Origin of the sequence: Streptomyces sp. NPDC059787 (assembly GCF_042732315.1) — a bacterium.
Lineage (GTDB): Bacteria > Actinomycetota > Actinomycetes > Streptomycetales > Streptomycetaceae > Streptomyces > Streptomyces atrovirens.
This window is the reverse complement of sequence record NZ_JBHWHX010000002.1, coordinates 313948-337969: the sequence shown is the minus strand read 5'-3', so window position 1 is coordinate 337969 and position 24022 is coordinate 313948. Positions and strand designations below refer to the sequence as shown.

The window sequence follows — 24022 nt, the reverse complement described above, 5'->3', positions numbered from 1 at the left end:
CCGACGGGCATGCCGTGGGTGTCGCACTCGTCCGGTCGGTGTGCGGCGTGCCACGGCACGTCAGCGGGCCGGCGGATCAACGCGGCGGACGCCCTCTCCCGGTGACCGCCCCGGCGTCCCGCGGCACAGCCGCCGTCCGGCCGCACCGGGCGTCCCGCCTCCCCCCGGGGGCGCGGTGCGGCCGGCGGCATCCCCGGCGGGCGCGGTGCGCGCCGAGTCCGTACGGCAGGCCCGGGCGCCCTCGGTGCCCCGGCGGGGAGCGCGGGTTCGATCCGCGTCGTCCGCCGGCGGTGGAGGAAGCCCCGGACTGTCGGTCCGGGGCTTCCTCGCCGTCAGCGGGTCTGTGCCCACACCGCCAGCAGACCCACCACGGCCGTGCCCGCTCCGTAGCACGCGCCCCGGAGGAACTGGTCGGCCGCGATGCGGCGGCGTCGTGAGATCCACCGCGCGGTGTCACGCGTCGCCCGGCCGCAGCGCGCCCCCGCGGCGGACAGCCGTCGTCCGGTGACCCCCCGCCGGCCCGGGGGTGCCGCTTTCTCCGTGGAGCACCCTGACCGGGCGCGCCGTACTTTCATGGCGGTTGCACCTGCCTTCCTCGGTGTGGTGGTTCTCCCCGGGCAGCCGGGCACGGTCGCTCGGGTCGCGCCGGCCCGAGCGGCTGCGGTCGGGGTTCCGGCGGGGTACGCGGGAGAGCCGGGGTCACCGTCCGGCGAGGGCCGGGACCTGGTGGGCGGCCTGTGCGGGGCGGAGCAGCCGGAAGGTGACCCGGCCCTCGGCGTCGACGCGGGCACCGTGCACGGCGGGTTCGGGCAGGCTGTTGTAGTGGAAGGGCGTGGAGAAGTAGTAGGCGCCGGTGTCCGGGACGACGACGAGGTCGCCGACGTCGAGGAGGGGCAGCGCCCGGTCGCGTGCCAGCAGGTCGCCGGCGAAGCAGCACGGGCCCGCGACGTCCTGCCGCACGGGCCGGCCGTGCTTGGCCCGGCCGTGGGGGTCGTGGGCCTCGATCCGCAGGGGCCAGGCGTCGGGGGCGAACACCGTGCGCGTGGCGACCTGTGCGCCGGCGTGGGTGATCGCGACGGGACGCCCGCCGACGGTCTTGGTGTACTCGACGTACGCGGCCATGAAGCCGTTCTTGGCCAGCACGGAGCGGCCGAACTCGGTGACGATCCCGTACGCGCCCGAGAACAGGACCGGCGCGTGTTCGCGCAGGTGGTCCACGTAGGTGTCGAAGCCGGGCGTCGTCTCGTCGTCGGCGAAGTTGACCGGCAGTCCGCCCCCGATGTCGATGCCGGTGACCTGCCGGCGGCCGAGGTGGGCGTTGACCTCCTCGGCGAACTCCACGGCCTTCGCGATACCCCGGGCGATCAGGGGCAGGGGGCAGCCCTGCGAACCGACGTGCGTGTGCACCCAGGTGAGCCAGGGGCGGTCCCGGTACGCCTGGAGCAGTCGCTGCCGGTTGCCCCCGTCCTCCAGCGGGATGCCGAACTTGGAGGTCGCGGTGGCCGTGCTCATGGCGGAGATCGATCCACCGCCGACCTGGGGGTTGACGCGCACACCGATGCGTGAGGCCGGGGAACGGGTCGCCAGGATCTCGTCCAGCCGCGCCAGTTCCTGGAAGCTGTCCACGTTCACCGTGACCCCGAGGCTCAGCGCCCGGGCCAGTTCGGCCCGCGTCTTGGCCGGCGAGTCGAACACGATGTGCGCGGGTTCGAAGCCCGCCTCCAGCGCCCGGGCGAGTTCGCCCGCACTGGCGACCTCGCAGCCCATGCCGCTCAGGCGCAGTTCCTCGAGTACGGGGACCAGGCAGTTCGCCTTGGCCGCGAACGCGTGCAGGACCCGGAGGGAGTCGGGGAACGCGCTCCGCAGGGACGTGACGGTCTCGTTGACGCCGTCGAGGTCGACGAACCCGGCCAGTACGGCCGTCTCGGGTTCCAGGAGTCCCTGCTGTACGGCTGCCCGCAGAATCCGCTCACGCCGGTCCGCCTTGTCGGAACCACTCATCGTGCACCCTCCCTGAACCGGGGTCTCACCGCCGCACGACGGCCGTGGGGCGGACCACCAGACTCCCGTCGCGGCGGTACGGGTGTCTTCGTCGGGAGTCCCGGTGTTCCGCCGCGCGGTTCTCGCCGTGGAGCGAAACCGCGGACGTGGCGGGGCCGCCGTTGTGCCCGGGCACGAAGGAACCGTCCCTTCCTCGTGGCGGCGCCCGAGCGCTCACGCCTCCCGGCCCCCGCGTTCGAGGAGGCGCAGTTGCAACTGGGCGAGGAGCCGGGCGTCCGGACTGCGGAGGTCGAGCCCGGACACCTCGGTGATCCGGCTGATCCGGTGCCTCAGGCTGTTCGCGTGCACCCCCAGCGCCCGGGCGGTGTCCGGCACATGCCCGAAGTGGTCCAGGTACACCCGCAGGGTCCGCACCAGGGTGCCCCCGCCGTTCCCGGCGTCGAACGCCACCAGGCGTGCCACCGGTGTCTCCGGCGCCGGGGCCGGTCCCGTCAGCGTGTCCAGCATCTGGTTCAGGGCGATCGACTCGGCCACCTCGTCCGCGGAGGCGACGGTGCGGTGCTCTCCCGGCGAGAGCAGGGCCCTCAGTGCCAGGTCCGCCGACCGGCGGGACCCGGGCAGGGCCGCCAGGGTGTCGGCCACCGTGCCCAGACCGACCCTCGTCTCCGGCCCGAACGCGTCGGCCACCTGCCGCACCAGTGACTTCCCCAGGCGTGCGACCTGTTCGACGGCCCGCCGCACGTCCTGGTGCAGCGCGCCCACCAGGACCAGGGCCCCCTGGTCGACCGGCACCACCACCGACGTGAGGCCGTTCGCGCCGCAGCACACGGACAGCAGGGCGCACAGCCTCCCGGTCTCCTCCCCCTTGCAGGAGGCTCCGGGGCGTACCGCCAGGACCGCGCAGTGCCCGTGCGCCGGTATCCCGGTGCGTTCGGTCAGCACCTCGGCGGATCCCCGTCCGTCGAGCAGCGCGCGGGCCGTGTCCTCGACCAGTCGGGCGTGCGTGCGGTGCGACCGGTGGTGCAGCAGGTGCGCGGCGGCCGCCCGCGCCGCCGACCGCAGTGTGTCGGAGGCGTGCGGCGGGAGGTCACCGCCCGCGGCCGCCACCCAGATCGATCCCAGGATCTCCCCGCCCGCCCGGACCGCCACCACCAGACGTTCGGGGTTCTCCCCGTGCGCCGGCCGGTGGATGACGTCCCCCGAGCCCCACAGCGCCTGGAAGAACCCGGCCTCCCGCATGGCGGCCACGCGCCACTCCGGCACCCGGCGGCCGAGGATCGTCAGCCGGCGCAACTCGTCCACGTCCTCCTTCGTGGACGAGTACGCCAGGACCCGGGACTCCACGTCCTCGATCGTCACCGCGCCGCCCACCAGGACCGCCACCGCGTCGGCCAGCCCGTTCAGGTCGCCCGGCAGCACGGCCGCCACCGCCGGATCGGCGGGGACCCCGGACAGGACCAGACCGGCCCGCAGTGCGCCGACCAGCTCGGTCCAGCCGCACCACGCCGTCCGGAAGAGCACCGCCGTACCGGCGTCCTCGACGGCCGCCCGCAGCGCCTCCGGGGGCCGCCCCGGCCTTCCCGGCCCGAAGACCACCGCGGCCGCGCCCGATGCGGCGGCCTCGCGCACGACGTCGACGGCGGCGGCCGAGTGCGGATCGACGCCCACGGCCAGCACCACCTGCCCCCGGGGCGGCCCCGCCTCCAGCGGGTCCAGCACGGTGACTCCCTCGACCACGACCCCCAGGCCGCGGGGAGTCGTGTACGGCTCCAGCGCACCGGCCCCCATGACCGACAGCAGGCTTTCCAGCGTCGGTCCCGCCACGGTGCCGTCCCCCTGCCCCGCCGTCTCGTTCAGCGCCATCCGGCCCCCACTTCGGTGCGTCACGTGACGGTGAGTGTAGAAGGCCTCACAGGAACGAGTGAGGCATATGCCCGAAAGCGGTCGGCCGGCCTGCCACCGCGCGGTCAGGCGGGGGCCGTGGCCGGAAGGCCGGTTCCGGTCCTGGGCGGGGGCCGTCCGGTGGTCAGCCGGAGGGCTCCTGCGGAGTCAGCGCTTCCGGCTGCTCCTGCGGAGGGGACACGACGGGGCACTCGTCGTCCGACTGCGTCATCGCCCATCCGTCCCCGAACACATGGAGGCCGGCGGGCGCGGCGGAACGGCGCGCGGTGTCGCCGTCGGCTTCCGCGTCGGCGCGGGGGACGGCGGTGGGGACCGACGAAGCCACGTGGTTCACCGTGCACGTCAGCTGGAGCATGGCCCGACGGCTCAGCGGTGCCGTCTCACCGGGGAGCCGGACGGAGAGGATGCCGTCGTCGGCGATCGCCACCCGTGGCGGCTCCGTCAGGCGGGGCAGCTCCGTGGTGGCCTCCGGGACCTCGTTCGCGGCCGACGCCTCGAACAGCAGCTGTACGACGGCCTCGAGATTCCCGGCGTCGTCGATCCGGTGGGGATGGGGCACCAACTCCCCGTCGCGCAGGAAGAAGAGGGAGATGGTGGTGGGCGTCGAGGGTGGTGTCGCACTGTGGGAGACCATGCCGCTCGCCGGCGCACCGGTCTCGATGACACCGGACGGGGGGACTCCGCACGCCGTGAGCGCGACCGCGGCCACGGCCGTGAGCCCGGCCAGCAGCGCTGCCGTCCGCGAGCCCCTCACCGGGTGCCCCCGTCGGCCTCGGTGTCGGTGTCGTCGCGGTGCAGCGGGAGTTCGACCGTGAACACCGCGCCGCCCCGGGGCAGGTTCGCCGCCCGGATGCGCCCTCCGTGCAGGCGCACGTTCTCCGCCGTGATGGCCAGACCCAGCCCGCTGCTCTCGCTCCTGGCCCGTGAGGTGCTCGCCTTGTAGAACCGCTCGAAGATGTGCGGCATGGCCTCCTCGGCGATCCCCGGTCCGTTGTCGGTCACCTCGATGACGGCCCACGCCATGCCCGCCCCGTCCACCCGTACCCCCATGGTCAGCCGCACGGGCGGCGCTCCGTGCCGCAGCGCGTTGCCGATCAGATTGGCCGTCACCACGTCGAGCCTGCGCGGATCGACGCGCGCACGCAGCTCACCCGGCCCGGGCAGCCGGGTCTCCACCTGCTCCTGCCGCCACCGGGAGGCGACGGTGCGCCGTACGGACTCGGCCAGGTCGATCTCGTCCCGGTTGAGTTCGGCCGCACCCGCGTCGAAGCGGGAGATCTCCATCAGGTCGTTCACCAGTCCGCTCAGCCGGTTCGTTCCCTCGCTGATGAGCCGCAGCGCCTCACCGGTCTCCCCTTCCCCCTCCAGGTCCAGCACGTCGGTGACCGCCGACATCGCCGCCAGCGGCGTGCGCAGCTCGTGGGAGACGTCCGCCACGAAGCGGCGCCCCTGGGCCTCCAGGCGACGCAGCTCCCGTACGGTCCGCTCCAGCTCGGCCGCCGTCTCGTTGAAGGACTGGGAGAGGTCGGCCAGTTCGTCGGAGCCGGTGACGTCCAGCCGGACGTCGAGATGCCCCGCGGCCATCCGGCGCGTCGCCCGGCGCAGCGCCCGTACGGGACGCAGTACGCCGCTCGCGGCGAGCAGCGCCAGGACGACGGCGAGGCACAGCGCCACCAGGGTGGCCCGCTCGATGCCGCTGACCATGGCCTCGACGTACCCCTCTTCGGTGGTCTGCGGGACCTCCAGGTACATCACGACTCCGGAGAGCCTGGTCTCCAGGCCCTCGCCCCAGGTGTACGTGACAGGCATGCCGACGACGAGACGAGGGCGCCCGTCGACGTTCATCCGCTGGAACACCGCGGCACGTCGGTCCCGGACGGACCGGAGCATTTCGGGGCTCGGCTCGACGAAACCGGCGCTCGGCGCGTAGGCGCGGTGACCGCCGTACGTGGCCATGATCCGCCAGCCCGACGAACGGTTCGCGCGCACCACCTGGTCCACCGCGAACTGGAGGTCCGACCGGTCCGGGGCGAGGGGGATGGAGGGCGCGACGCCGTCGACGCTCGTACGGAACTGGTTGATGACGGAGTCCTGGCTCTGCTGGAGCACCCCCGTGCGCGCCTCGCGGAAGGCGAGGGCCCCGGTGCCCAGGGAGCTGGCCATGGCCACCAGGACGAAGGACGTCAGCAGGCGGGGGCGCAGACCGCGCAGGGGGAGCGGGATGCGGGCCAGGGCCGCCCGGAGGAACCGCCGGGGGCCGGCACCCGGTACGGCGGTGGGGGGCTCTTCGGCCGTGGGGACCCCGGGTGCGGTCCTCCGCTCCCCGGCGGTCCTCCGCGTCCGTACGGTCCTCCGTGTCCGCGCGGACGTCCGGTCGCTCATGAGGTGCCGAAGCGGTAACCGAATCCGCGTACGGTCTGCACGTAACGGGGATTCCTGCCCTCGCCGAGCTTGTTGCGCAGTCGCTTCACACAGGCGTCCACGAGCCGTATGTCGCCGTGGTAGCTGTGTTCCCAGACCGCTTCCAGCAGCTGCTGGCGGCTGAACACCTGACCGGGCGAGGCCGACAGGGTCAGCAGCAGCCGCAGTTCGGAGGGGGCGAGGGCGACGGGTTCGCCGCGGTGCGTCACCACGAGCCCGGCGCGGTCGACGACCAGCTCCCCGTGCGTCTCCGCCCGGGGACGGGTGCCGTCCGGCAGCGACGCGTCCTGCCTGCGCAGCACGGCCCGTATCCGCGCGTCGAGCACCCGGGCCTGCACGGGCTTCACCACGTAGTCGTCCGCACCGGTCTCCAGTCCCACGACCACGTCGACGTCGTCTCCCCGGGCCGTCACCATGATGATCGGCACCTGGTCGCGGTCCCTGATCCGGCGGCACACGTCCAGACCGGACATACCGGGCAGCATGAGATCGAGCACGACGACGTCCGGCCGGAAGGGGCGGAGCTGTTCCAGCCCCTCCTCCCCCGTTTCCACGGCGAAGACCTCATGCCCCTGGTGCCGCAGACCCAGTTGGACGGCCCTGCGGACATCCAGGTCGTCTTCGACGATCAGAACCCGTGGCATTTCGGCAGTGTAAGCAGGCCGGACGAGACGACCGTCCCGAGGAAGGCCCCTCTCCGACCGCCGTTACACAACGATCACACGGGTCGGGGAACGCGGGCGTCGTTATCCTTCCGTGACGGTCTCGGCTCATGGGGATCATCTGGGATCACCAGATTGAACTGCCATGCATTCGGCACGACAGCGGCAATCCGCACCCCCCACCGGCAGCACCGCGGCCGGTCACCGCGCCGGCCGCCGGCGCCGGTCCTCCCATCGCCGGGGGCGGCCGCGCCGCCGGGGCCGGAGCCTGCTGATCGGCCTGCTGGTGGCCGTCGGCCTGCTGGGTTCGACGGCGTACCTCCTGGAAGGCGGGCGGAGCGACGCGCCGAGCGGTGCGCCGCACCCGCGGAGCACCCACGTCACCCCCACTCCCACACCCACACCGCCCCCCTCCGCCTCCCCTTCCTCCTCCCCCTCCCCCTCTCCCTCTGCGAGCCGGACCGGGATCGACGTCCCCCCGACGGGCAGCGGGACGTTCGTCACCGCGCAGGCCAGTGGGAAGACGGTGGGCAGCGGTTCCCGCCCGGTGCGCTACGTCGTGGAGGTCGAGACCGGCCTCGACGTCTCGCCGTCCCAGGCGGCGAACGAGATCGCCGGGATACTCGCCGCCCCGCGGGGCTGGACCCACGACCCGGACAACGCGTTCCAGCTGGTGGGCGCGGGATCGCCGCACGACATCACGATAAGGATCGCGACACCGGCGACGGCGGACGCCCTGTGCTGGGCGGGCATCCAGCAGGACACCGGAGGCGAGTACAACTGCGAGGTTCCCGGAGGGGTGGTGGTGAACCTCAAGCGCTGGGTCAAGGGCTCGCCCACCTTCGACGGGCCGATCCACGACTACCGGGCGCTGATCATCAACCACGAGATGGGGCACTTCCTCGGTCACGGGCACGTGACCTGCGGAGGCGCCGGGCGACTGGCCCCCGTGATGATGCAGCAGATCAAGGGCCTGCACGGATGCGTCGCCAACGCCTGGCCCTACGACGAGAACGGCGACCTCGTCACCGGGCCGCCCGTATGACCGGCGCCGGACCTCGGGGCCGGCCGTCACGGCGGACGGCCGTTACAGCTCGGTCATGTACCGGCCCCGGGGCCATGAACTGCCGGCACCACTGTCAACTCCGCGTTCTCCTGCGTCCGCAGGCGGAATCCCCCCTCCCTCCCGATCGGATGGAAGTAGATGACTCGTTCCCGCACTGTCCGGAGACTGGCCGCCGCGACGGCGGTCGGTCTGCTGCCGCTGCTGGCGGCTTGTGGCACCGACACCGGCACCGGCACCGGCTCGGAGTCCCACGCGTCGGACGGTGAGAAGACCACGGCCGGATCGTCGGGACAGCTCGACGTCCCCGCCGACGCGAACGCCGATCTCAAGAAGCAGTACCTCTTGGAGAACGCGATCGCGGCCTGCATGAAGAAGCAGGGATTCACCTACACCCCCGTGGCCCCCGAGGATCCCGCCGCCTCCTGGACCACCTACGGGGCGGACTACGCGCTGACGAAGAAGTACCGGCAGAAGTACGGTTTCGGCGTCTACGCGGGCATCGTCTACCCCGACGACGCCGGCGCGTCGGGCAGTGCGGCCGCCCAACAGAACTCGGACAGGACGCCCAACGCGGACTACGTGGACACGCTCACTCCCGAGCAGAAGGCCGCGTACAACGAGGCGTTGGGCGCCATCCCCGACCCGAAGGCCGGTGAGAAGAACTGGACCGGCTGTCAGGGCGAGGCCGACAAGAAGGTCTACGGCTCCTCGTCGGCCCAGGAGCGGGGCACCGAGGCCACGAACCGGAACCAGGCCAACGCGCAGGCGCTCAACGGTGACCCGGAGCTGGTCGCGCTGGCGCAGTCGTACGCCTCGTGCCTGAGGAAGGAAGGCATCTCCGTCACGACCACGCAGCCGACCGGCGTCGGGGAGATGGTCAGGCTCCAGGCGCTCGACTCCGCTCCGGTCGACGCCATCCCCGCCGTCGACGAGAACGGGAACGCCAAGGAGCTCATGAGCAAGGAGGAAGCCCTCCCGCTGCTCACCAAGGACATCGAGCTGGCGATGCGGGACCTGGAGTGCGGCAAGGAGTTCCGGGCCGCCTACTTCCCGAAGTTCCTGAAGGCCCCGACCAGCGGTGGCGGTGCCGGGTGAGGCAGCGCCCCGAGCCGGCCGACGCCCGTCCCGGACGGTTCCGCAGGCTGACCGGCACCCGTTCGGGACAGCTGACGGTCGTCGTCGCCGCGGTGGCGCTGGTCGGGGCGGGCGGCTGGTTCGCCGGATCGCGGATGCAGTCGCCCGCGGACGCCGCCGCCTCGCACCGGCCGCCGGAAGCCGGTCCCGTCACCGTCACGGCCGAGCGGCGCTCGCTCACCGCGAGCGTGGTGGCCCAGGGCTCGGTGGAGTTCGACTCGCCGCAGAGCGTGACCCTGGCCGGGCCCGTCGGCTCCCCGGACTCCGGGTTCGGCGACGCGGGGGCCGGCGACAGCGTCGCCCAGCGGGTCACCAAGGCACCGGCGGCCGGGGCGGAGGTGAAGGAGGGCGATGTGCTGATGCAGGTGAGCGGGCGACCGGTCCTGGTGCTGCGGGGCACCGTGCCGATGTACCGGACGCTGGGACCCGGCGCCTCCGGGGACGACGTCGAGCAGCTCCAGCGGGCGCTGGCCCGGCTGGGCTTCAACCCCGGTTCGGCGAGCGGGACGTACGGGCAGTCGGACGCCGCGGCGGTGAGCCGCTGGTACGAGAGCAAGGGCTACCGTGCCATGGAGCCCACCGTCGCCGACAAGCAGCAGCTGGGGACGCTCGAAGCGGCGGTGACCACCGCGCAGCAGGCCCTCCTCGCGGCGCGGAGCCCGGGCGGCGGATCCGGGGGAGCCGGTGGTTCCGAGGAGCCCGGCGACGGCTCCGGGGAATCCGGCGGCTCCGAGGAACCCGGCGGCGGCTCCGGAGACGGGTCGGGCGCCGGCGGGGACGCCGCCGAGCTGGAACTCAAGTCGGCACAGCAGCAGTTGGACGCGGCCAACACCGCGCTCTCCGCCTTCCGGGCCGGTTACGGAACCAAGGTCCCCGCCGGTGAGGTGGTCTTCCTGCCGGAACTGCCGGCCCGGCTGGACAAGGTGTCCGTGAAGACGGGAGACACCCCCTCCGGACCGGTCGCCACGGTGACCGGCTCCAAGGTCGTGGTGCGGGCCGTGGTCCCGGCCGAGGAGGCCGAGTTGCTCCACAAGGGCATGCGGGCCCGGGTGGAGACCACCGACGGCACGACGGCGGACGGCGAGGTGGTGGCACTCGGCGGCGACGTGCCGAAGGACGACCCGGCCGACGCCGGCCAGCAGCAGGGGATCTCGGACGGCGGGAGCGACAACAGCTCGGCTCCCGTACCGGTGCAGATCTCCGTGCCTGCGGGGACGCTGGCGAAGAACGCCGCCGAATCCGCGAAGGTCACCATCGAGGTGGGCTCGTCGGAGGGCGAGGTGCTGACGGTGCCCCTCGCCGCGCTGCACACGTCCGCCGGCGGGAAGGCCCGGGTGCAGGTCGTGCGCGGCGGCGAGGCGGTGGACGTCGCCGTCGAGGCCGGGCTCTCCGCGGACGGTCGGGTGGAGGTCACCCCGTCGTCCGGTGCCGCCCTTAAGCCCGGCGACCAGGTGGTGGTCGGGCGATGAGCGGTCCGCCGACGACCGGTCCGCCGTCCCCCGTCGTGCCCGACGCGGACACGGTCATCCGACTGACCGGCGTGGGCCGGACCTTCGACTCCGAACCGCCGGTGCACGCCCTGCGCGAGGTGAACCTGACCGTCCGGCGCGGCGAGCACCTGTCGGTCGTCGGCCCGTCCGGTTCCGGCAAGTCGACGCTGCTCAACACCCTGGGGCTGCTGGACCGACCCACCTCGGGCACCTACTGGCTCGACGGGGTGGAGACCAACGCGCTCGGCGACCTGGAGCGCACCGCGTTGCGCGGCAGCCGGATCGGGTTCGTCTTCCAGTCCTTCCACCTGCTGCCGTACCGGACCGTGGAGGAGAACGTCATGCTGGCCGAGGCCTACCGCCGGCCGCGCCCCGGACGCGGCCGGGCCGGCCGCCGCACCAGGGCCGAGCGGGCACTGCGACGGGTGGGTCTGGCGCACCGGGCCGGTTTCCGGCCGGACCGGCTCTCCGGCGGTGAGAGACAGCGGGTGGCGATCGCCCGGGCGCTGATGAGCGAACCCGCCCTGCTGCTCTGCGACGAGCCCACCGGCAACCTCGACAGCGAGAACACCGAGTCGGTGCTGGACCTCTTCGGCCGGCTCGGCGAGCAGGGCATGACCCTGGTGGTGATCACGCACGAGGAGGCGGTCAGCGGGCGTGCCCACAGGCGGGTGAGGATCAGCGACGGACGGCTCACCGAGGAGCACCGATGAGGTCCCGGACACGCGCCCCGCGAGCCGCGGCTCCCGCGGGCACGGCACAGGACGCGGGCACGGCACAGGACGCGGGCACGGCACAGGACGCGGGAGGACCACGGGCCGCAGAGGCCGTCGAGCGCCCCTGGATGGACGTCAGGGACCTGTGGTCCGAAGCGCTGGCGGGAGTGCTCGCCCGCCCGATGCGCTCCGCCCTGACCACGCTGGGCACCGTCCTGGGCATCACCACCCTGGTCATCACCATCGGGATCTCGTCCACGGCGGGCAACCAGATCGTCGGCCGGTTCGACGCCCTGACCGCCACCTCGGTCACCGTGGGGGTGCCCTCCGTGGCCTCGGCCGGCTCCGGTCCGCTCGTGGACTGGTCGGGGGTCGACGCGGTGCGCCGGCTGGCCGGGGTCGAGTCGGTGGCGGCGATCGCCGCCTCCCAGGAGACCGCGGGCGTCGAGGTGCGCGCCAACGACGTGGTCGCTCCCGGCGAGGTCAGCGGTCAGACCATGGCGGTCGTCGCCGCGTCCCCCACGCTGCCGGCCGCGGTACGGGGCGGGATGACCGCCGGGCGCTTCCTCGACGACGGGGACATCGCCCGGCACGACCGGGTGGCGGTCCTCGGCGACCAGGCGGCGCGGCTCCTCGGCATCGGCTCGGTCGAGGACGCTCCCGCGGTCTTCCTGAAGGGCCGGGCGTACACGGTGATCGGGATACTCGGCGGAGTGGAGCGGGAACAGCAGCTCGCCACCGCGGTGATCCTGCCGCCCACGACGGCCGCGGACCGGATGGGGCTGGGGACCGTGACCCGGGTACTGATCAACACCGCGCTCGGCGCGGCCGGCCAGGTCGCCCGCCAGGCGCCGATCGCGCTGGCCCCCGGAGCCGAGGCTTCCCTGACCGTGACGGCACCGGCCGATCCGGTCAGGGCCCGCGAGGGAGTGCAGGGGGACGTCGACGGCCTGTTCCTGGTCCTCGGGCTGGTCTCGCTGGTGGTCGGGGCCATCGGTATCGCCAATGTGACGCTGGTGACGGTCATCGAGCGGATCGGGGAGATCGGACTGCGCCGCGCCCTCGGGGCCTCGCGGCGTCAGGTCGCCGGCCAGTTCCTGGTGGAGTCGACGACGATCGGACTCCTCGGCGGCGTCGTGGGCGCCGCCCTGGGCATGGTCGTCGTGGTGACCGTCTCCGCCGTCAAGGAGTGGACACCGGTCCTGGACGTCCGCCTCGCCCTCGGAGCCCCGGTCGCCGGAGCCCTGGTGGGGCTCCTGGCCGGCCTCTACCCGTCACTGCGGGCCTCCCGCATGGAACCGGTCGACGCCCTGCGCTCGTAGCCGTGCCCCGCGGGAAGGCCACACGCATCCGAGGTTCGGCGAGGAGCGAGCGCCCGGGCGCCGGCCCTGCGCGCCGTGGACGGCGCACAGAGACCCGGTGGCCGCTCCGACGACTTGTTCCTCAGCGCCGGCGACGCCCGCGAGACGCACCCCGGGTTCCCCGCCGGGCGGCGGCGACGGGCGGCGCCGTGAGTGACGTGCGCGGTCCGGCCGGGAGTCCCGGACGCCTCCCGGCGGGCCCTGTGGGTTCAGCCAGCGGACGTCTGCCCCCGGTGCGGCGTCCGGGACGACTGCGCGGCCTCGACGGCCTCCGCCTTGGCGTCGCTCACCGCGGCGGCGGCCTGCTTCTCGGCCTCGTGAGCGGCCGCGGCGGCGTCGAGCTCCGGAGGCCGGCCTTCGGCCGGGGTGGCGTCGGCGGTGGCCGCCTCCTCCGGTCGCGCGGTCCGGGGAGGACCCTCCGTCGGCTGATCACCGAAGGCTCGGGTGACGGTCCGGACCGCCTCGGTCAGCTCCCCCGGGATCACCCAGAACGTGTTGTTGTCGCTGCTCGCCAGGTGCGGGAGCGTCTCGAGGTACTTGTAGGCCAGGACCTTCGGATCGGCGTTGTTGCGATGGACGGCCTGGAAGACGAGCTCCACCGCCTTCGCCTCGCCGTCCGCACGCAGGATCATGGCCTGCTGCGTGCCCTGCGCCTCCAGGATGTCCTTCTGCTTCGTGCCTTCCGCGGTGAGGATCTTGGCCTGCCGTTCCCCTTCGGCGTGCAGGATGGCCGCGCGCTTGTCGCGCTCGGCCCGCATCTGCTTCTCCATCGCCTCCTTGATGGTGGCCGGTGGATCGATGGCCTTGATCTCGACGCGGTTGACCCGGATGCCCCACTTGCCGGTGGCGTCGTCGAGGACGGCGCGGAGCCGGGAGTTGATCTCCTCACGCGAGGTGAGGGTCTCCTCCAGGTCCATGCTGCCGATGACGTTCCGCAGCGTGGTCACGGTGAGCTGGTCGATCGCCTGCAGGTAGTCGGCGACCTCGTAGGCCGCCGACCGCGGGTCGGTGATCTGGTAGTACAGCACGGTGTCGATGTTCACCACGAGGTTGTCCTCGGTGATCACCGGTCTGGGGTCGGACGAGTAGACCTGCTCGCGCACGTCGAGTTTGGTGTTGACGCGGTCCGCCACCGGCAGGACCAGGTTCAGGCCGGGCTGCAGCGTCCGGCGGTACCGGCCGAACCGCTCGATGTTGTAGCGGCGCGCCTGCGGGACGATCCGCACGGCGGAGGCCATGAGGAAGACGACGACGATGACGGCCACGAGGGTGAGGACGACAACTGGATCCACAGTGCCTCCGTTGCTGTGTGTTCAGCCGTTCACGGAAGGAGTTCGCGGGGGTAGACGAGGGCCGTGGCGCCTTCGATCTCCATGACGTCCACCAGCGCGCCCACCGGGATCACGAGGCTTTCGTCGTAGGCGCGGGCGGACCACTCCTCGCCGGACAGTTTGACCAGGCCGCGGGTCGCGGTGACCTCCTGCACGACCTCGGCCCGCTTGCCGATCAGCGCGTCACTGCCTTCGTGCATGAGGGGCTGCTGTGCCATGTGGCGCAGCGCGACGGGACGGACGAGGAGGAGGCCCGCCGCCGCTGCCGCCGCCAGGGCCAGGAGCTGGCCGAGAAGGCCGACTCCCACCCCGGCGACCACGGCGGCGACCAACGCGGCGCCCGCCAGCAGCCCGAGGACGAGTGTCAGGGTGAAGAACTCGGCGACACCCAGTGCCGCGGCGGCGAGCAGCCATACGAACCACGGCATCGCGTCCGCCCTTCTTCAGGGGCCTTGTCCACCAAGCTACCGCCCGGACCGCCGGGCGGAACAGACACGGCACCTGTGGTTCCCGGCCGCCGGGCGCCCACCCGGCCCCGGTGAGGGGGCGGGGGCAGAGCCCGTGCACGATCACATCCGTACGCGGCGGGACCTGGCGGACGCCGGCCGGTGATCCGTACGGTCTCCCCGTCGCCCGGGCCCCCGGCCGGGGGGTCGGGATCGCCGAGCCGCGAGGGCCGGGGCGCGAGGTCTCACGCCGAAGGCCCCCGTCCCCCCTCGACCAGCTCCCACGCCCGGGCGAACAACTCCGGCAAGGTACGGGTCGGGAGGGGAAGCGGGTTCTCCAGCCGGCCGTTGTAGGAGCGCTTCACGCCGAGCAGTTCCGCCTTCCACGCCTCCATGGGCTGGTAGGGCTTGCCGGCGTGGATCCACTCGCCCGGCAGGAAGAGCCCGCGGCCCGCACGCGCGCGTCTGTCCTCGACGGCCAGGCCGTGCTCGGCCAGCACGGCGGCGGCCTTCTGGTGCCGGGCGGGCTTCCAGCCGTTCCACGTACGGATGTCGCGGTCGCTCGGCGCGTACAGGGTCAACAGTTGCAGGTAGAGCGCCGCCGCGTCCTCGTCGACGCCGAGTCCGCCGGCGGCCCGTCCCAGTACGTCGGGCGCGGAGAGCACCGGGTTCGTCTCGTACGTCCCCGGGGGCGGCGAGGAGTCCTCGATCCGTTCGACGATGCGTGCGCAGGCCGGTCCGCGCAGCCACTCGACCAGCTCGACGTCGGGGTCGTAGGGGGAGTCCGACCGTGCCTCCCGCAGCGTCCGGGAACGTTCGTCGTCGCCGTAGAACGCCGGGCGGAAGTACAGCTTGGGCCCGGACCGTATGCCTCTGCGGTCGACGACGCCGTCCACGACCACGGTCAGTCCGTCGTCGACGCTCGCGACGTCCAGCGGTTCCGGGCCGGCGTAGGGACGCGAGCCGAACCTGTCGTGCACATCGGCGACCCCGCGTCCCGTCGTGGGGTGGAGGTGGCCGGCGTCCAGCAGCAGGCCCGGGTGGTTCAGCCGCTCCCGCAGCGCCCGTACGAGGCCGGGTGCCCCGGCGCGGACCGGGTCACCGGCGGGAAGCTCCGCGTAGACCCGGAAGAGGTTCGGCACGACGACGTGCAGGGTGTCCTCGAAGTCGATGAGGTCCCAGCCCTCGGCGGCGGTCGGAAAGGGACGGAAGTCGCTGTTCCGGATCCAGGTGTCGAGGTTCGAGCCGATACCGCGTATCGAGGCGTGGTCGGTGAACACCGCGCAGAAGCGGCCCGCCGACAGCCGGGCCCGATCCACCTCGATGAACGTGTCGAAGGTGCGTTCCGGGACCACGGTCCGCCTGCCGTACCGCTCCCGCCAGGCGTGCGCGATCCGTTCCGCCACCGCGCGCATGCCCTGCGGCTCCCACAGCTCGGCGGGGTCCTCGGGCAGTACGTCCGCCAGCAGTTCGAGGCGGTCGAGCGGGCGCATCCGGCCGGGCTCGCGGACGCCGTCCTCGACCTCGGCCACCTTGAGCCGGTGGATCCTCCGCTCCCGGTCGTCGAGGTGCGGCAGATACCCCCCGGCGAGCATCCCCGCCAGGGCGAAGGACGCCGCCGCCCGGCCCATCCCCGTACCGTCCCGCAGCACGGCCACCGCGTCGAGGTCCCACGGCACCGGCCCGCGCTCCCGGACGAGGTCCACCAGCCGGCGCACCTGCCCCGCACCGCCCCATCCCCCGCGCGGGACGTCGGTCACCTCCTCGATCGTCCCCAGGCCCGGCGGATCCGCCTCCCCCGCCCGCAGGTCGACGAACTTCCGCAGCCCTCCGGCGGACCAGCCGACCGCGACAGCCGCCCCCCGCTCGTCCCGGACGGCCTCGGGGCCGCCCTCGGCCACCCGCACGAGCCCCGTGCGTATCCGGGTGCGGGAATCGGCGAAGGGGCTGTCCGCCCAGATCTCCAGCAGCGCGAGCAGCCGCCGGCGCCGCTCGTCGCGGGTGGGCTCCACGGCGGCGCGCAGCGCCACGGCACCGATCCGCCCGATGAACCGCGACCAGGATCCCTCCCCCGCCCTGCCCGGCCCCTCCCCCTGTCCCTCCCGCCCGGCCAGGTAGCGCCCCGTCCGCTCGATACCGGCCAGCGCCCCCTTGCCGCTCCAGTACCCCGAGCCGTCCACGAGACCGCCCAGCGCGGTCGCCACGCCGTGGTCGTCAAGGGCCGCCGTCCCGGCCCGCGCCGTCAGCAGCTCGCCCGCCGTCATCCCGTCTCCCCGTACCGCGCTCGAACGCTCCACGAAGAGATCATGACGTACGGGTCCGACAACGGAGCACGGCTCCCGACGGGCCGTCACCTCCCGGGCCGACAGCGCGATCCTCGTGGTGCGCAGGCACCAGGGCACGTGGGTGGCTGGTCCGGGTGCACCAGGACAGGACGGCGTCGGGGAACGATGCCCGGCGGAGCGCCGGAGGGGAGTGTGGGAGGCGCGTGCATCTCGCGCGTTCACCCTCACCCGACGACATGAAGGACGTCCATGTCCCGAACTGTGGTTTCCCCGGTCCGTATCGGGAGGCTGTCGATCGGCGCCCTCGGCTTCCTGGCGCTCGCCCTCGGCACCCTGCAGTCGGTGGTGGAGCCCGCGCTCCCGCTGCTGCAGGACGAGTTGGGGGTCGGTCCCGGCGAAGGGGCCCTGGTCGCCAACGCGTTACTCGTCACCGGCGCGGTCACCGCGCCCGTCGCGGGCAAACTCGGTGACCGGTACGGCGGGAAGCGGGTGCTGGTCCGGCTGGCGGCCCTGGTCTCGGCCGGTGGTCTGCTGGCCGGACTGGCGCCGAACCTGCCGGTGCTGCTGCTCGGTCAGGTGCTGCAGGGCGTCATGGTGGGCGCGCTGCCCCTCTCCTTCATCCTGGTGCGCAAACACCTCCCGGCAGGGGAGTCGCAGGTGGCGATCGGGGTGGTCGTCGCGCTGTTCACGGGCGGCGGCATGGTGGGGACGGCGGTCGCCGGGCCGATCGCGGAAGGGCTCTCCTGGCACTGGATGTTCGCGCTGCCGGCGATCGCGGTCGTCGCGGCGACGCTGGCCGTGACCCGGCTGATGCCGCACGATCCGCCGATCCGGCCGGACGACCGGATCGACTGGCCCGGCGTGGTCCTGCTGAGCGGCACGCTGCTCGCGTTCATGGTCGGGCTCGTGACGGTGACGGGCTCCGGCCTGCCGCCCCTCGCGGCCGGTGCCCTCGTGGTGGCCGTGGCCGCCCTCGCGACCGGGTGGGTCGTCGTGGAGCGCCGGTCGGCCGCGCCGATGGTCGATCTGCGCATGCTGGCGAAGCCCGCGATGCGGGACGCGTTCGTGCTCACCTTCGTCATCACCGCCAGTTTCGGGATGGTGGTCCTCCTGCTCCCGCAGCTGTTCGCGGTCCCGGCCGACGGGTACGGCTTCGGGGCCGGCACCACCGACATCGGGCTGTTCCTGCTGCCCGGCGCCGTCGCCGGGGCGGTGAGCGACTCGGTCGGCGGTCTCGCGGCACGGCGCTTCGGTCCGCGTGCCGTGGTCGTCGTGGGCACCGTCGTCACGGCGGCCACGTTGATCGCCCTGGCGTCGGTGCACACCGCCGCATGGCAGCTCGTCCTCGCGAAGGTGCTGACCGCGTTCGCCGCGGGCGTCGGCACCACGGCGTTGCTCGCCGGCACCGCCACCGCCGTCGAGGCCGAGGACACCGGCATCGCCACCAGCCTGCTCGTGGTGACCCGCGTGATCGGCATCGCCCTCGGCGCCCAGGCCGGCGCCGCGATCCTCGACGCCGGGACCGACCCGGTGACGGGCCTGACGGCCGAATCGGCCTTCGTCACCGGTTTCGCCGTCGCCGGCCTCGTCGCCGCACTGTCCCTGCCCGTCGTCCGCATCACGAAGAAAGAGGTCCAGGCATGACCAGGAAGCGCACGGTTCTGATCTCCGGGGCCGGTATCTCCGGGACCGCCCTGGCGTACTGGCTGCACCGGTACGGGTTCGCGGTCACCGTGGTGGAGAAGGCGGGCGCACCGCGCGACGGCGGCTACCCGATCGACGTCCGCGGGACCGCGATCGAGGTGGTCCGGCGGATGGGGATACTGCCGCGGCTGCGGGACGCGCACATCGACTCGCGTCGCGCCACGTTCCTGGACGCCGACGGCGGTGAGGTGGCCTCGGTCAAGGCGCACGCCGTCGCCGGCAGCGTCGAGGGGCAGGACCTGGAGGTGCGCCGCGGGGAGCTGACCGCGAGCCTCCACGCGCTGGTCCGCGACGACGTGGAGTTCCTCTTCGACGACTCCGTCGACACCCTCGACCAGTCCGGGCAAGGGGTCGACGTCACGTTCCGCGGTGGGCGACGGCGTACGTTCGACCTGGTGGTCGGCGCCGACGGCACGCACTCGCACACCCGGGAGCTCCTGTTCGGCCCCGAGGAGCGGTTCCACCGCCACCTCGGCTACTGCTTCGCCCTCTTCACCATGCCGAACACCCTCGGGCTCTCCCGCGAGATCGTGATGTGGAACACCCCGGGGAAGGCCGCGGCCCTCTACGCCGTCGGGGGCGCCGGCGACGCGCTGCACGCCTTCCTGAACTTCCACCGGCCGCAGCCGCCGTCGGACGTCCTCCGGAACCCCGACGCCCAGCGGGAGCTGGTCGCCAGGACCTTCGCGGGCGCGGGCTGGGAGGTCCCCGGCATGGTCGCCGCCCTGCGCGACGCGGACGACCTGTTCTTCGACACGGCCGGTCAGATCCGTATGCCCCACTGGTCCCAGGGCCGTGTCGCGCTCGTCGGCGACGCCGCGTACGCGCCCTCGTTCCTCACCGGACAGGGGTCGAGCCTCGCCCTGGTCGGTGCCTACATGCTCGCCCACGCCCTGGCCACGCACCGGGACCACACCGCGGCACTCGCCGCCCACGAACGCGGCCTCCGCGGATTCGTGGACCTGAACCAGGCACTGGTCGACAACGGCGCGGCCACGCTCTTCCCCACCACGGCGGGGTCCTTGGAGCGGCGCAACGCCATGCTGCGTGGCCTCGTCACCATGCCCTCCGCGCCGGTACGCCCCGCCCACTCGGCCCTCGCACTTCCGGAGGACTACGACAACCGGTCGGGGCCGGCGTGGGCCAGGCCCGTCCGGTAGGCGATGACGACGAGCTGGGCCCGGTCGCGGGCCTCCAGCTTCGTCATGGCGCGCTGCACGTGGGCGCGGACGGTGAAGGGGCTGAGGTGCATCCGCTCGGCGATCTCCTGGTTGGACAGGCCGGTCGCGACCAGGGCCACCATCTCGCGTTCGCGCGGGGTGAGCACGGCGAGCCGTTCGGCGTGGTGCGGCGGGACGGCGTCCGGTGTGGCCAGGAAACGGGCGACCAGGGAGCGGGTCGCGGCGGGGGACAGCAGGGTGTCGCCGTCGGCGATCGTCCGCACCGCGTCCGCCAGGTCCTCGGCCCCGATGCCCTTGCCGATGAAGCCGCCGGCCCCCGCGCGCAGCGCCTGGGCGACGTACTCGTCGGTCTCGTACGTGGTGAGGATCAGGACGCGGCTGGCACGCAGTTCCGGGTCCGCGCAGATCTCCGCCGTGGCGGTGAGACCGTCCACCTCGGGCATCCGGATGTCCATGAGCACCACGTCCGGGCGCAGCTCCCGGGTGAGCCGCACCGCCTCCCTGCCGTCGCCGGCCTCACCGACCACGGTGATGTCGTCGGCGCTGTCGAGCAGCATCCGGAAGGCCCCGCGCAGCAGGGCCTGGTCGTCGGCGAGCAGCACCCGGAGCGTCATGGCGCGTCCCCGGCCGTTCCGTCGCCCGTCCGTCCGTCGGCCATCCGGTCCTCCTCGGTGGTTGTCGCTCCGTCGGTCCCCCGCTCCGTTTCCCTGGCGGGCGGGAGGGGCAGCCGGGCGGAGACGAGGAAGCCGCCCTCCGGGCGCCGGCCCGCGGAGAGCCGTCCCCCTACCGCGGTGGCCCGTTCACGCATCCCGATCAGACCGTGACCGGGCGGACGGTCCGCCGTCGTGGCCGTACCCGGCCCCGTACGGGTGCCCCTGCCGTCGTCGGCGACGGTGACGGTCACGCGATCGCGGTTCCAGACGAGGCGCACCCGGGCACTGCCGGTACCGGCGTGCTTGGTCACGTTGGTCAGGGCCTCCTGGACGATGCGGTAGGCGGTGAGGTCCACTCCCGGCGGCAGCGGCCTGGCCGTGCCCTCCTGCCGCACCGACACCTCCAGGCCCGCGCGGCGGAAGGACTCCAGGAGCGTGGGGAGCCGGGCCAGTCCGGGCGCCGGTTCGGCGGGCGCGGCCGCGTCCCCGGACTGCCGCAGCAGACCGACCGTGGCCCGCAGCTCGTCGAGCGCGTGACCGGTGGTCTCGACGAGCTCCCTCAGACTCTTGCGGGTCTGCTCCGGGCGGGTGTCGAAGAGGTGGGCGGCGACCGTGGCCTGCGCGTTGGCCAGGGTGATCTGATGGGCCACCAGGTCGTGCAACTCCCGCGCTATGCGCACCCGTTCCTCGGACACCCGTCTGCGCGCCTCCCGGTCCCGGCTCTCCTCGGCCCGCCGGGCCCGCTCCTCCACGGCCTCCAGATAGGCCCGCCGGTTCCGCACCGAGTGACCCAGTACGCCTGCCACCAGCGGGACCGCCGCCATCACTCCCATCCTGCTCGCGTCCTTCCACGAGAAGCCCCCGGACAGAGGGGTGGTGGCGGCCAGCACCGCGGAAGCGAACAGCACCGCGCCCGCCGCGCGGCGTTCGGTGCGCGCGGCGAGCACGTAGGAGTAGGCGGTGATCACGGCGGGGGCCACGATGAGCGGGGTCAGCAGGAGACCCAGGGGCGGCACCAGCACACCGACCGCGGTCGTGGCCGCCAGCGCGGCCAGGGGCGCCCGGTGCCGTACCGGCAGCACGGCGCAGGACGCCACGGCGACGACGTAGGCGGCGGCGGACGGCGGTGCCAGCGTGTCGTCGACCTGCACCACGCCGCCGAGCAGACAGAGCACGAACGCCGTCGCCGCGATCGCGGCCTCCCGCGGCCACGTGGCACGTGGCCGCGGGAGGCCGTCACGTGTGTGTGTCATGGCCGGCGGCCGGCGGGGAGCGGCGGCACCACCGCGTCCGGCCGGGTCGCGGAGGCCGGGTCCCGCCTGCTCAGTGCCTCGCCCTCGATGTCCACATTCGGCAGCACGCGGTTCAGGATACGGGGCAGCCACCAGGCCCGGTGGCCGAGCAGCGCCAGGACCGCGGGGGCGATCGCCATCCGGACCACGAAGGCGTCGAAGGCGACGGCGGAGGCCAGGCCGAGGCCCATCGTCTGGATGGTCGGGCTGCTCATCCCGACGAATCCGGCGAACACGCTGATCATGATGATCGCCGCCGCGGCCACCACGCGTCCGCTGTGCCGGAACCCGTTGACGATCGCCTCGCCGGGGGACGCACCGTGGACGTGGGCCTCCCGCATCCGGGTGAGGAGGAAGACCTCGTAGTCCATGGCGAGGCCGAAGACGATGCCGATGACGAGGATCGGCATCAGCGACATGACCGGTCCGGTCTGCTCGATGCCGAGCAGGTCCGCCGCCCAGCCCCACTGGAAGACGGCGACGAGGACGCCGAAGGCGGCACCCACCGACAGCAGGAAGCCGAGCGCGGCCTTGACCGGGACCAGGACCGAGCGGAAGACCACCAGCAGCAGGAGCACCGCCAGGCCGATGACGATGGTCAGGTAGGGAAGGAGGGCGTCGGCCATGGCCTCGGAGATGTCGATGTTCAGCGCGGTCCTGCCGGTCACGAAGACGCCGGCGCCCGTGTCGGCCCCGGCCTCCGAACCCGCATCCCGCAGCGCGTACACCAGGTCCTTGGTCTCGCCGCTGTTCGGCGCGGTCCCGGGTACGACGGTGAGGAGGGCCGTGTCCCCGGCCTTGCTGAGCACCGGGTCGCCGACCGACGCGATCCCGTCCACGTCCCGTACGGTCCTGACGACCAGGTCCGTGGCGGCGCGGGGGTCCACGGACTTCGCGGTGTCCACGACCACGGTCAGCGGGCCGTTGAAGCCGGGACCGAAGCCCTCCGACAGCAGGTCGTAGGCGCGCCGCTGGGTGGTCTGCACCGACTTGGACTCGTCCCCGGGCAGCCCGAGTTCGAGGCTCAGCACCGGTGCGGCGACGGCGCCGAGACCGAGTACGGCGGTCACCAGCACGGCGACCGGCCGGCGCAGCACGAACCGCGCCCAGCGGATGGCGAGCCCGGGCCGGCCGGCCGTGGCGGGCACCGCGTGCGGGCGGACGCCGGCCGTACGGCCGGCCTTGCGGAAGGCGCGGGGCAGTACCCGCCGGCCGAAGAAGCCGAACAGCGCGGGGGTGAGGGTCAGCGCGACGAGTACGGCGAGGGCCACGGCGCCCGCACCGCCCAGGCCCATCCTGGTGAGTTCGGGGATGCCGACGACTCCCAGCCCGGCCAGGGCGATGAGGACGGTCGCGCCGGCGAAGACGACGGCGGACCCGGCCGTGCCCACCGCCCGGCCGGCGGCCTCCTCCGGCACACTGCCCCGGGCGCGCTCGTCGTGGAAGCGGGAGGTGATGAAGAGCGCGTAGTCGATGCCGACCGCCAGCCCCAGCATCAGCGCCAGGATGGCGACGGTGGACGTCAGGCCCAGCGGTACGGCCAGCGCGGTGACCAGGCCGAAGGCGATGGCCACGCCCAGGAGGGCGGTCAGCAGCGACAGTCCGGCCGCGGCCAGCGACCCGAGGGTGAGGACCAGCACCACCGCCGCCACCAGCACTCCGACGATCTCCGTCGTACCGCCCGGTTCCTCCTCCGCCTCCAGGGCCGAGCCGCCGATCTCCACGGTCAGCCCCGCGTCCCGGCCCCGGTCCGCGGCGTCCTCCAGGGCGCTCTTCGTGGCCTCGGTCAGGTCGAGAGCGCCCACGGTGTAGGTGATCGTGGAGTAGGCGATGGTGCCGTCCTCGCTGACGGCGCCGGTCTCGTAGGGATCGGCGGCCGACGCGACCTGGCCGCCCCCGTCCAGCGAACCGAGCGTGTCCTCGACGGCCGCCCTGTTCTCCGTGGCCGTCACCCGCTGCCCTTCGGGGGCCCGGAACACCAGGCGGGCCTCGGCGCCCTGGGCGTTGCTCTGCGGGAAGCGCTCGTCCAGCAGGTCGAACGCCTTCTGCGACTCGGTGCCGGGCATGGAGAGCTCCTCTTCCTCCCCGGCCGGCGCCACGGCCGCGGCGACCACGGCCAGCAGCAGGACGCCCAGCCACACACCGCCCACGAGCCGGCGCCGCCGGAAGGCCCACCGTCCGATCCGGTACAGATACGTCGCCACTTGCCGATCACTCCAGACACCGCTGAGGGAGGGGAACGCGCGGGATCCGCGCGCCTCCCACACTTCCCTCCGGCGCCCCCGGCGGGCATCGTCCTCCGCCGCCGTCCTCCCCTGGTGCGCCCGGACCAGCCGCCCCGTGTCCTGGTGCGTACGCACTACGGGCCGACGCGGAC

Annotated in this window: 18 protein-coding genes; 7 read left to right on the top strand and 11 right to left on the bottom strand. The window is 73.4% G+C overall.

The window, feature by feature from the left end; translation table 11 throughout:
* Positions 1-699 precede the first annotated feature (699 nt).
* The 5 genes from ACFV5H_RS03495 to ACFV5H_RS03475 form a co-directional block, all read right to left on the bottom strand.
* Complete coding sequence (locus ACFV5H_RS03495) at positions 700-2001, bottom strand: diaminopimelate decarboxylase (protein ID WP_385051345.1); 1302 nt, start codon at positions 1999-2001, stop codon at positions 700-702.
* 213 nt (positions 2002-2214) lie between these two features.
* Positions 2215-3888: a PucR family transcriptional regulator gene (locus ACFV5H_RS03490; RefSeq protein WP_385192551.1), complete on the bottom strand. Its 1674-nt coding sequence runs from the start codon at positions 3886-3888 to the stop codon at positions 2215-2217.
* 139 nt (positions 3889-4027) lie between these two features.
* A complete protein-coding gene (locus ACFV5H_RS03485; RefSeq protein ID WP_385192548.1) occupies positions 4028-4657 on the bottom strand; it encodes a hypothetical protein in 630 nt (209 codons plus the stop codon).
* Positions 4654-6285: a sensor histidine kinase gene (locus ACFV5H_RS03480; protein WP_385192546.1), complete on the bottom strand. Its 1632-nt coding sequence runs from the start codon at positions 6283-6285 to the stop codon at positions 4654-4656. Before ACFV5H_RS03480 ends, ACFV5H_RS03485 begins: the two co-directional genes overlap by 4 nt.
* A complete protein-coding gene (locus tag ACFV5H_RS03475) occupies positions 6282-6968 on the bottom strand; it encodes a response regulator (RefSeq protein ID WP_385051338.1) in 687 nt (228 codons plus the stop codon). The genes ACFV5H_RS03480 and ACFV5H_RS03475 overlap by 4 nt, the downstream gene beginning before the upstream one ends.
* Positions 6969-7131: 163 nt before the next feature.
* Here ACFV5H_RS03475 and ACFV5H_RS03470 point away from each other — a divergent pair, with 163 nt between their 5' ends.
* The 5 genes from ACFV5H_RS03470 (at position 7132) to ACFV5H_RS03450 (ending at position 12714) form a co-directional block, all read left to right on the top strand.
* Entirely contained in the window at positions 7132-8031 is a 900-nt protein-coding gene (locus ACFV5H_RS03470; protein WP_385192544.1) for a DUF3152 domain-containing protein, read from the top strand.
* Positions 8032-8190: 159 nt separating this feature from the next.
* Positions 8191-9147, top strand: coding sequence for a hypothetical protein (locus tag ACFV5H_RS03465; protein WP_385192542.1), 957 nt, complete (start codon positions 8191-8193; stop codon positions 9145-9147).
* On the top strand, positions 9144-10655 hold the full coding sequence (locus ACFV5H_RS03460; protein WP_385051332.1) for a peptidoglycan-binding protein: 1512 nt from the start codon (positions 9144-9146) through the stop codon (positions 10653-10655). The genes ACFV5H_RS03465 and ACFV5H_RS03460 overlap by 4 nt, the downstream gene beginning before the upstream one ends.
* Positions 10652-11389 (top strand): ABC transporter ATP-binding protein, encoded by a 738-nt coding sequence (locus ACFV5H_RS03455; protein ID WP_385051330.1) that lies wholly within the window; start codon positions 10652-10654, stop codon positions 11387-11389. Before ACFV5H_RS03460 ends, ACFV5H_RS03455 begins: the two co-directional genes overlap by 4 nt.
* Positions 11386-12714 carry an ABC transporter permease gene (locus tag ACFV5H_RS03450; RefSeq protein ID WP_385192539.1) on the top strand — a complete coding sequence of 443 codons (1329 nt, stop codon included), beginning with the start codon at positions 11386-11388 and terminating at the stop codon, positions 12712-12714. Before ACFV5H_RS03455 ends, ACFV5H_RS03450 begins: the two co-directional genes overlap by 4 nt.
* A 248-nt stretch (positions 12715-12962) precedes the next feature.
* Here ACFV5H_RS03450 and ACFV5H_RS03445 read toward each other — a convergent pair whose 3' ends face one another.
* From ACFV5H_RS03445 to ACFV5H_RS03435, 3 genes are all read right to left on the bottom strand, one after another.
* Positions 12963-14045 (bottom strand): SPFH domain-containing protein, encoded by a 1083-nt coding sequence (locus ACFV5H_RS03445; RefSeq protein WP_385192537.1) that lies wholly within the window; start codon positions 14043-14045, stop codon positions 12963-12965.
* A gap of 29 nt (positions 14046-14074) precedes the next feature.
* Complete coding sequence (locus ACFV5H_RS03440; protein ID WP_385051324.1) at positions 14075-14512, bottom strand: NfeD family protein; 438 nt, start codon at positions 14510-14512, stop codon at positions 14075-14077.
* 263 nt (positions 14513-14775) lie between these two features.
* Positions 14776-16827: a hypothetical protein gene (locus ACFV5H_RS03435; RefSeq protein WP_385192535.1), complete on the bottom strand. Its 2052-nt coding sequence runs from the start codon at positions 16825-16827 to the stop codon at positions 14776-14778.
* Positions 16828-17064: 237 nt separating this feature from the next.
* On the opposite strand from ACFV5H_RS03435, the gene ACFV5H_RS03430 reads away from it, so the two are divergent.
* A complete protein-coding gene (locus tag ACFV5H_RS03430; RefSeq protein ID WP_385051321.1) occupies positions 17065-18459 on the top strand; it encodes an MFS transporter in 1395 nt (464 codons plus the stop codon).
* Complete coding sequence (locus tag ACFV5H_RS03425; protein ID WP_385192532.1) at positions 18456-19679, top strand: FAD-dependent monooxygenase; 1224 nt, start codon at positions 18456-18458, stop codon at positions 19677-19679. Before ACFV5H_RS03430 ends, ACFV5H_RS03425 begins: the two co-directional genes overlap by 4 nt.
* Here ACFV5H_RS03425 and ACFV5H_RS03420 read toward each other — a convergent pair.
* The 3 genes from ACFV5H_RS03420 to ACFV5H_RS03410 are packed head-to-tail and all read right to left on the bottom strand — an operon-like array spanning position 19634 to position 23849.
* Positions 19634-20314, bottom strand: coding sequence for a response regulator (locus ACFV5H_RS03420; protein ID WP_385051317.1), 681 nt, complete (start codon positions 20312-20314; stop codon positions 19634-19636). The genes ACFV5H_RS03425 and ACFV5H_RS03420 overlap by 46 nt on opposite strands.
* Positions 20311-21606: a sensor histidine kinase gene (locus tag ACFV5H_RS03415; protein ID WP_385192530.1), complete on the bottom strand. Its 1296-nt coding sequence runs from the start codon at positions 21604-21606 to the stop codon at positions 20311-20313. Before ACFV5H_RS03415 ends, ACFV5H_RS03420 begins: the two co-directional genes overlap by 4 nt.
* The gene (locus tag ACFV5H_RS03410) at positions 21603-23849 is read right to left on the bottom strand and encodes an MMPL family transporter (RefSeq protein WP_385192527.1); all 2247 of its coding nucleotides are present in this window, start codon (positions 23847-23849) and stop codon (positions 21603-21605) included. Before ACFV5H_RS03410 ends, ACFV5H_RS03415 begins: the two co-directional genes overlap by 4 nt.
* Positions 23850-24022 lie beyond the last annotated feature (173 nt).

Coding starts and splice junctions, on each gene's coding strand:
- ACFV5H_RS03495 (WP_385051345.1), bottom strand. CDS start 2,001: ATGAGTGGTTCCGACAAGGCGGACCGGCGTGAGCGGATTCTGCGGGCA.
- ACFV5H_RS03480 (WP_385192546.1), bottom strand. CDS start 6,285: ATGAGCGACCGGACGTCCGCGCGGACACGGAGGACCGTACGGACGCGG.
- ACFV5H_RS03475 (WP_385051338.1), bottom strand. CDS start 6,968: ATGCCACGGGTTCTGATCGTCGAAGACGACCTGGATGTCCGCAGGGCC.
- ACFV5H_RS03470 (WP_385192544.1), top strand. CDS start 7,132: ATGCATTCGGCACGACAGCGGCAATCCGCACCCCCCACCGGCAGCACC.
- ACFV5H_RS03465 (WP_385192542.1), top strand. CDS start 8,191: ATGACTCGTTCCCGCACTGTCCGGAGACTGGCCGCCGCGACGGCGGTC.
- ACFV5H_RS03455 (WP_385051330.1), top strand. CDS start 10,652: ATGAGCGGTCCGCCGACGACCGGTCCGCCGTCCCCCGTCGTGCCCGAC.
- ACFV5H_RS03450 (WP_385192539.1), top strand. CDS start 11,386: ATGAGGTCCCGGACACGCGCCCCGCGAGCCGCGGCTCCCGCGGGCACG.
- ACFV5H_RS03440 (WP_385051324.1), bottom strand. CDS start 14,512: ATGCCGTGGTTCGTATGGCTGCTCGCCGCCGCGGCACTGGGTGTCGCC.
- ACFV5H_RS03430 (WP_385051321.1), top strand. CDS start 17,065: ATGTCCCGAACTGTGGTTTCCCCGGTCCGTATCGGGAGGCTGTCGATC.
- ACFV5H_RS03425 (WP_385192532.1), top strand. CDS start 18,456: ATGACCAGGAAGCGCACGGTTCTGATCTCCGGGGCCGGTATCTCCGGG.
- ACFV5H_RS03420 (WP_385051317.1), bottom strand. CDS start 20,314: ATGACGCTCCGGGTGCTGCTCGCCGACGACCAGGCCCTGCTGCGCGGG.
- ACFV5H_RS03415 (WP_385192530.1), bottom strand. CDS start 21,606: ATGACACACACACGTGACGGCCTCCCGCGGCCACGTGCCACGTGGCCG.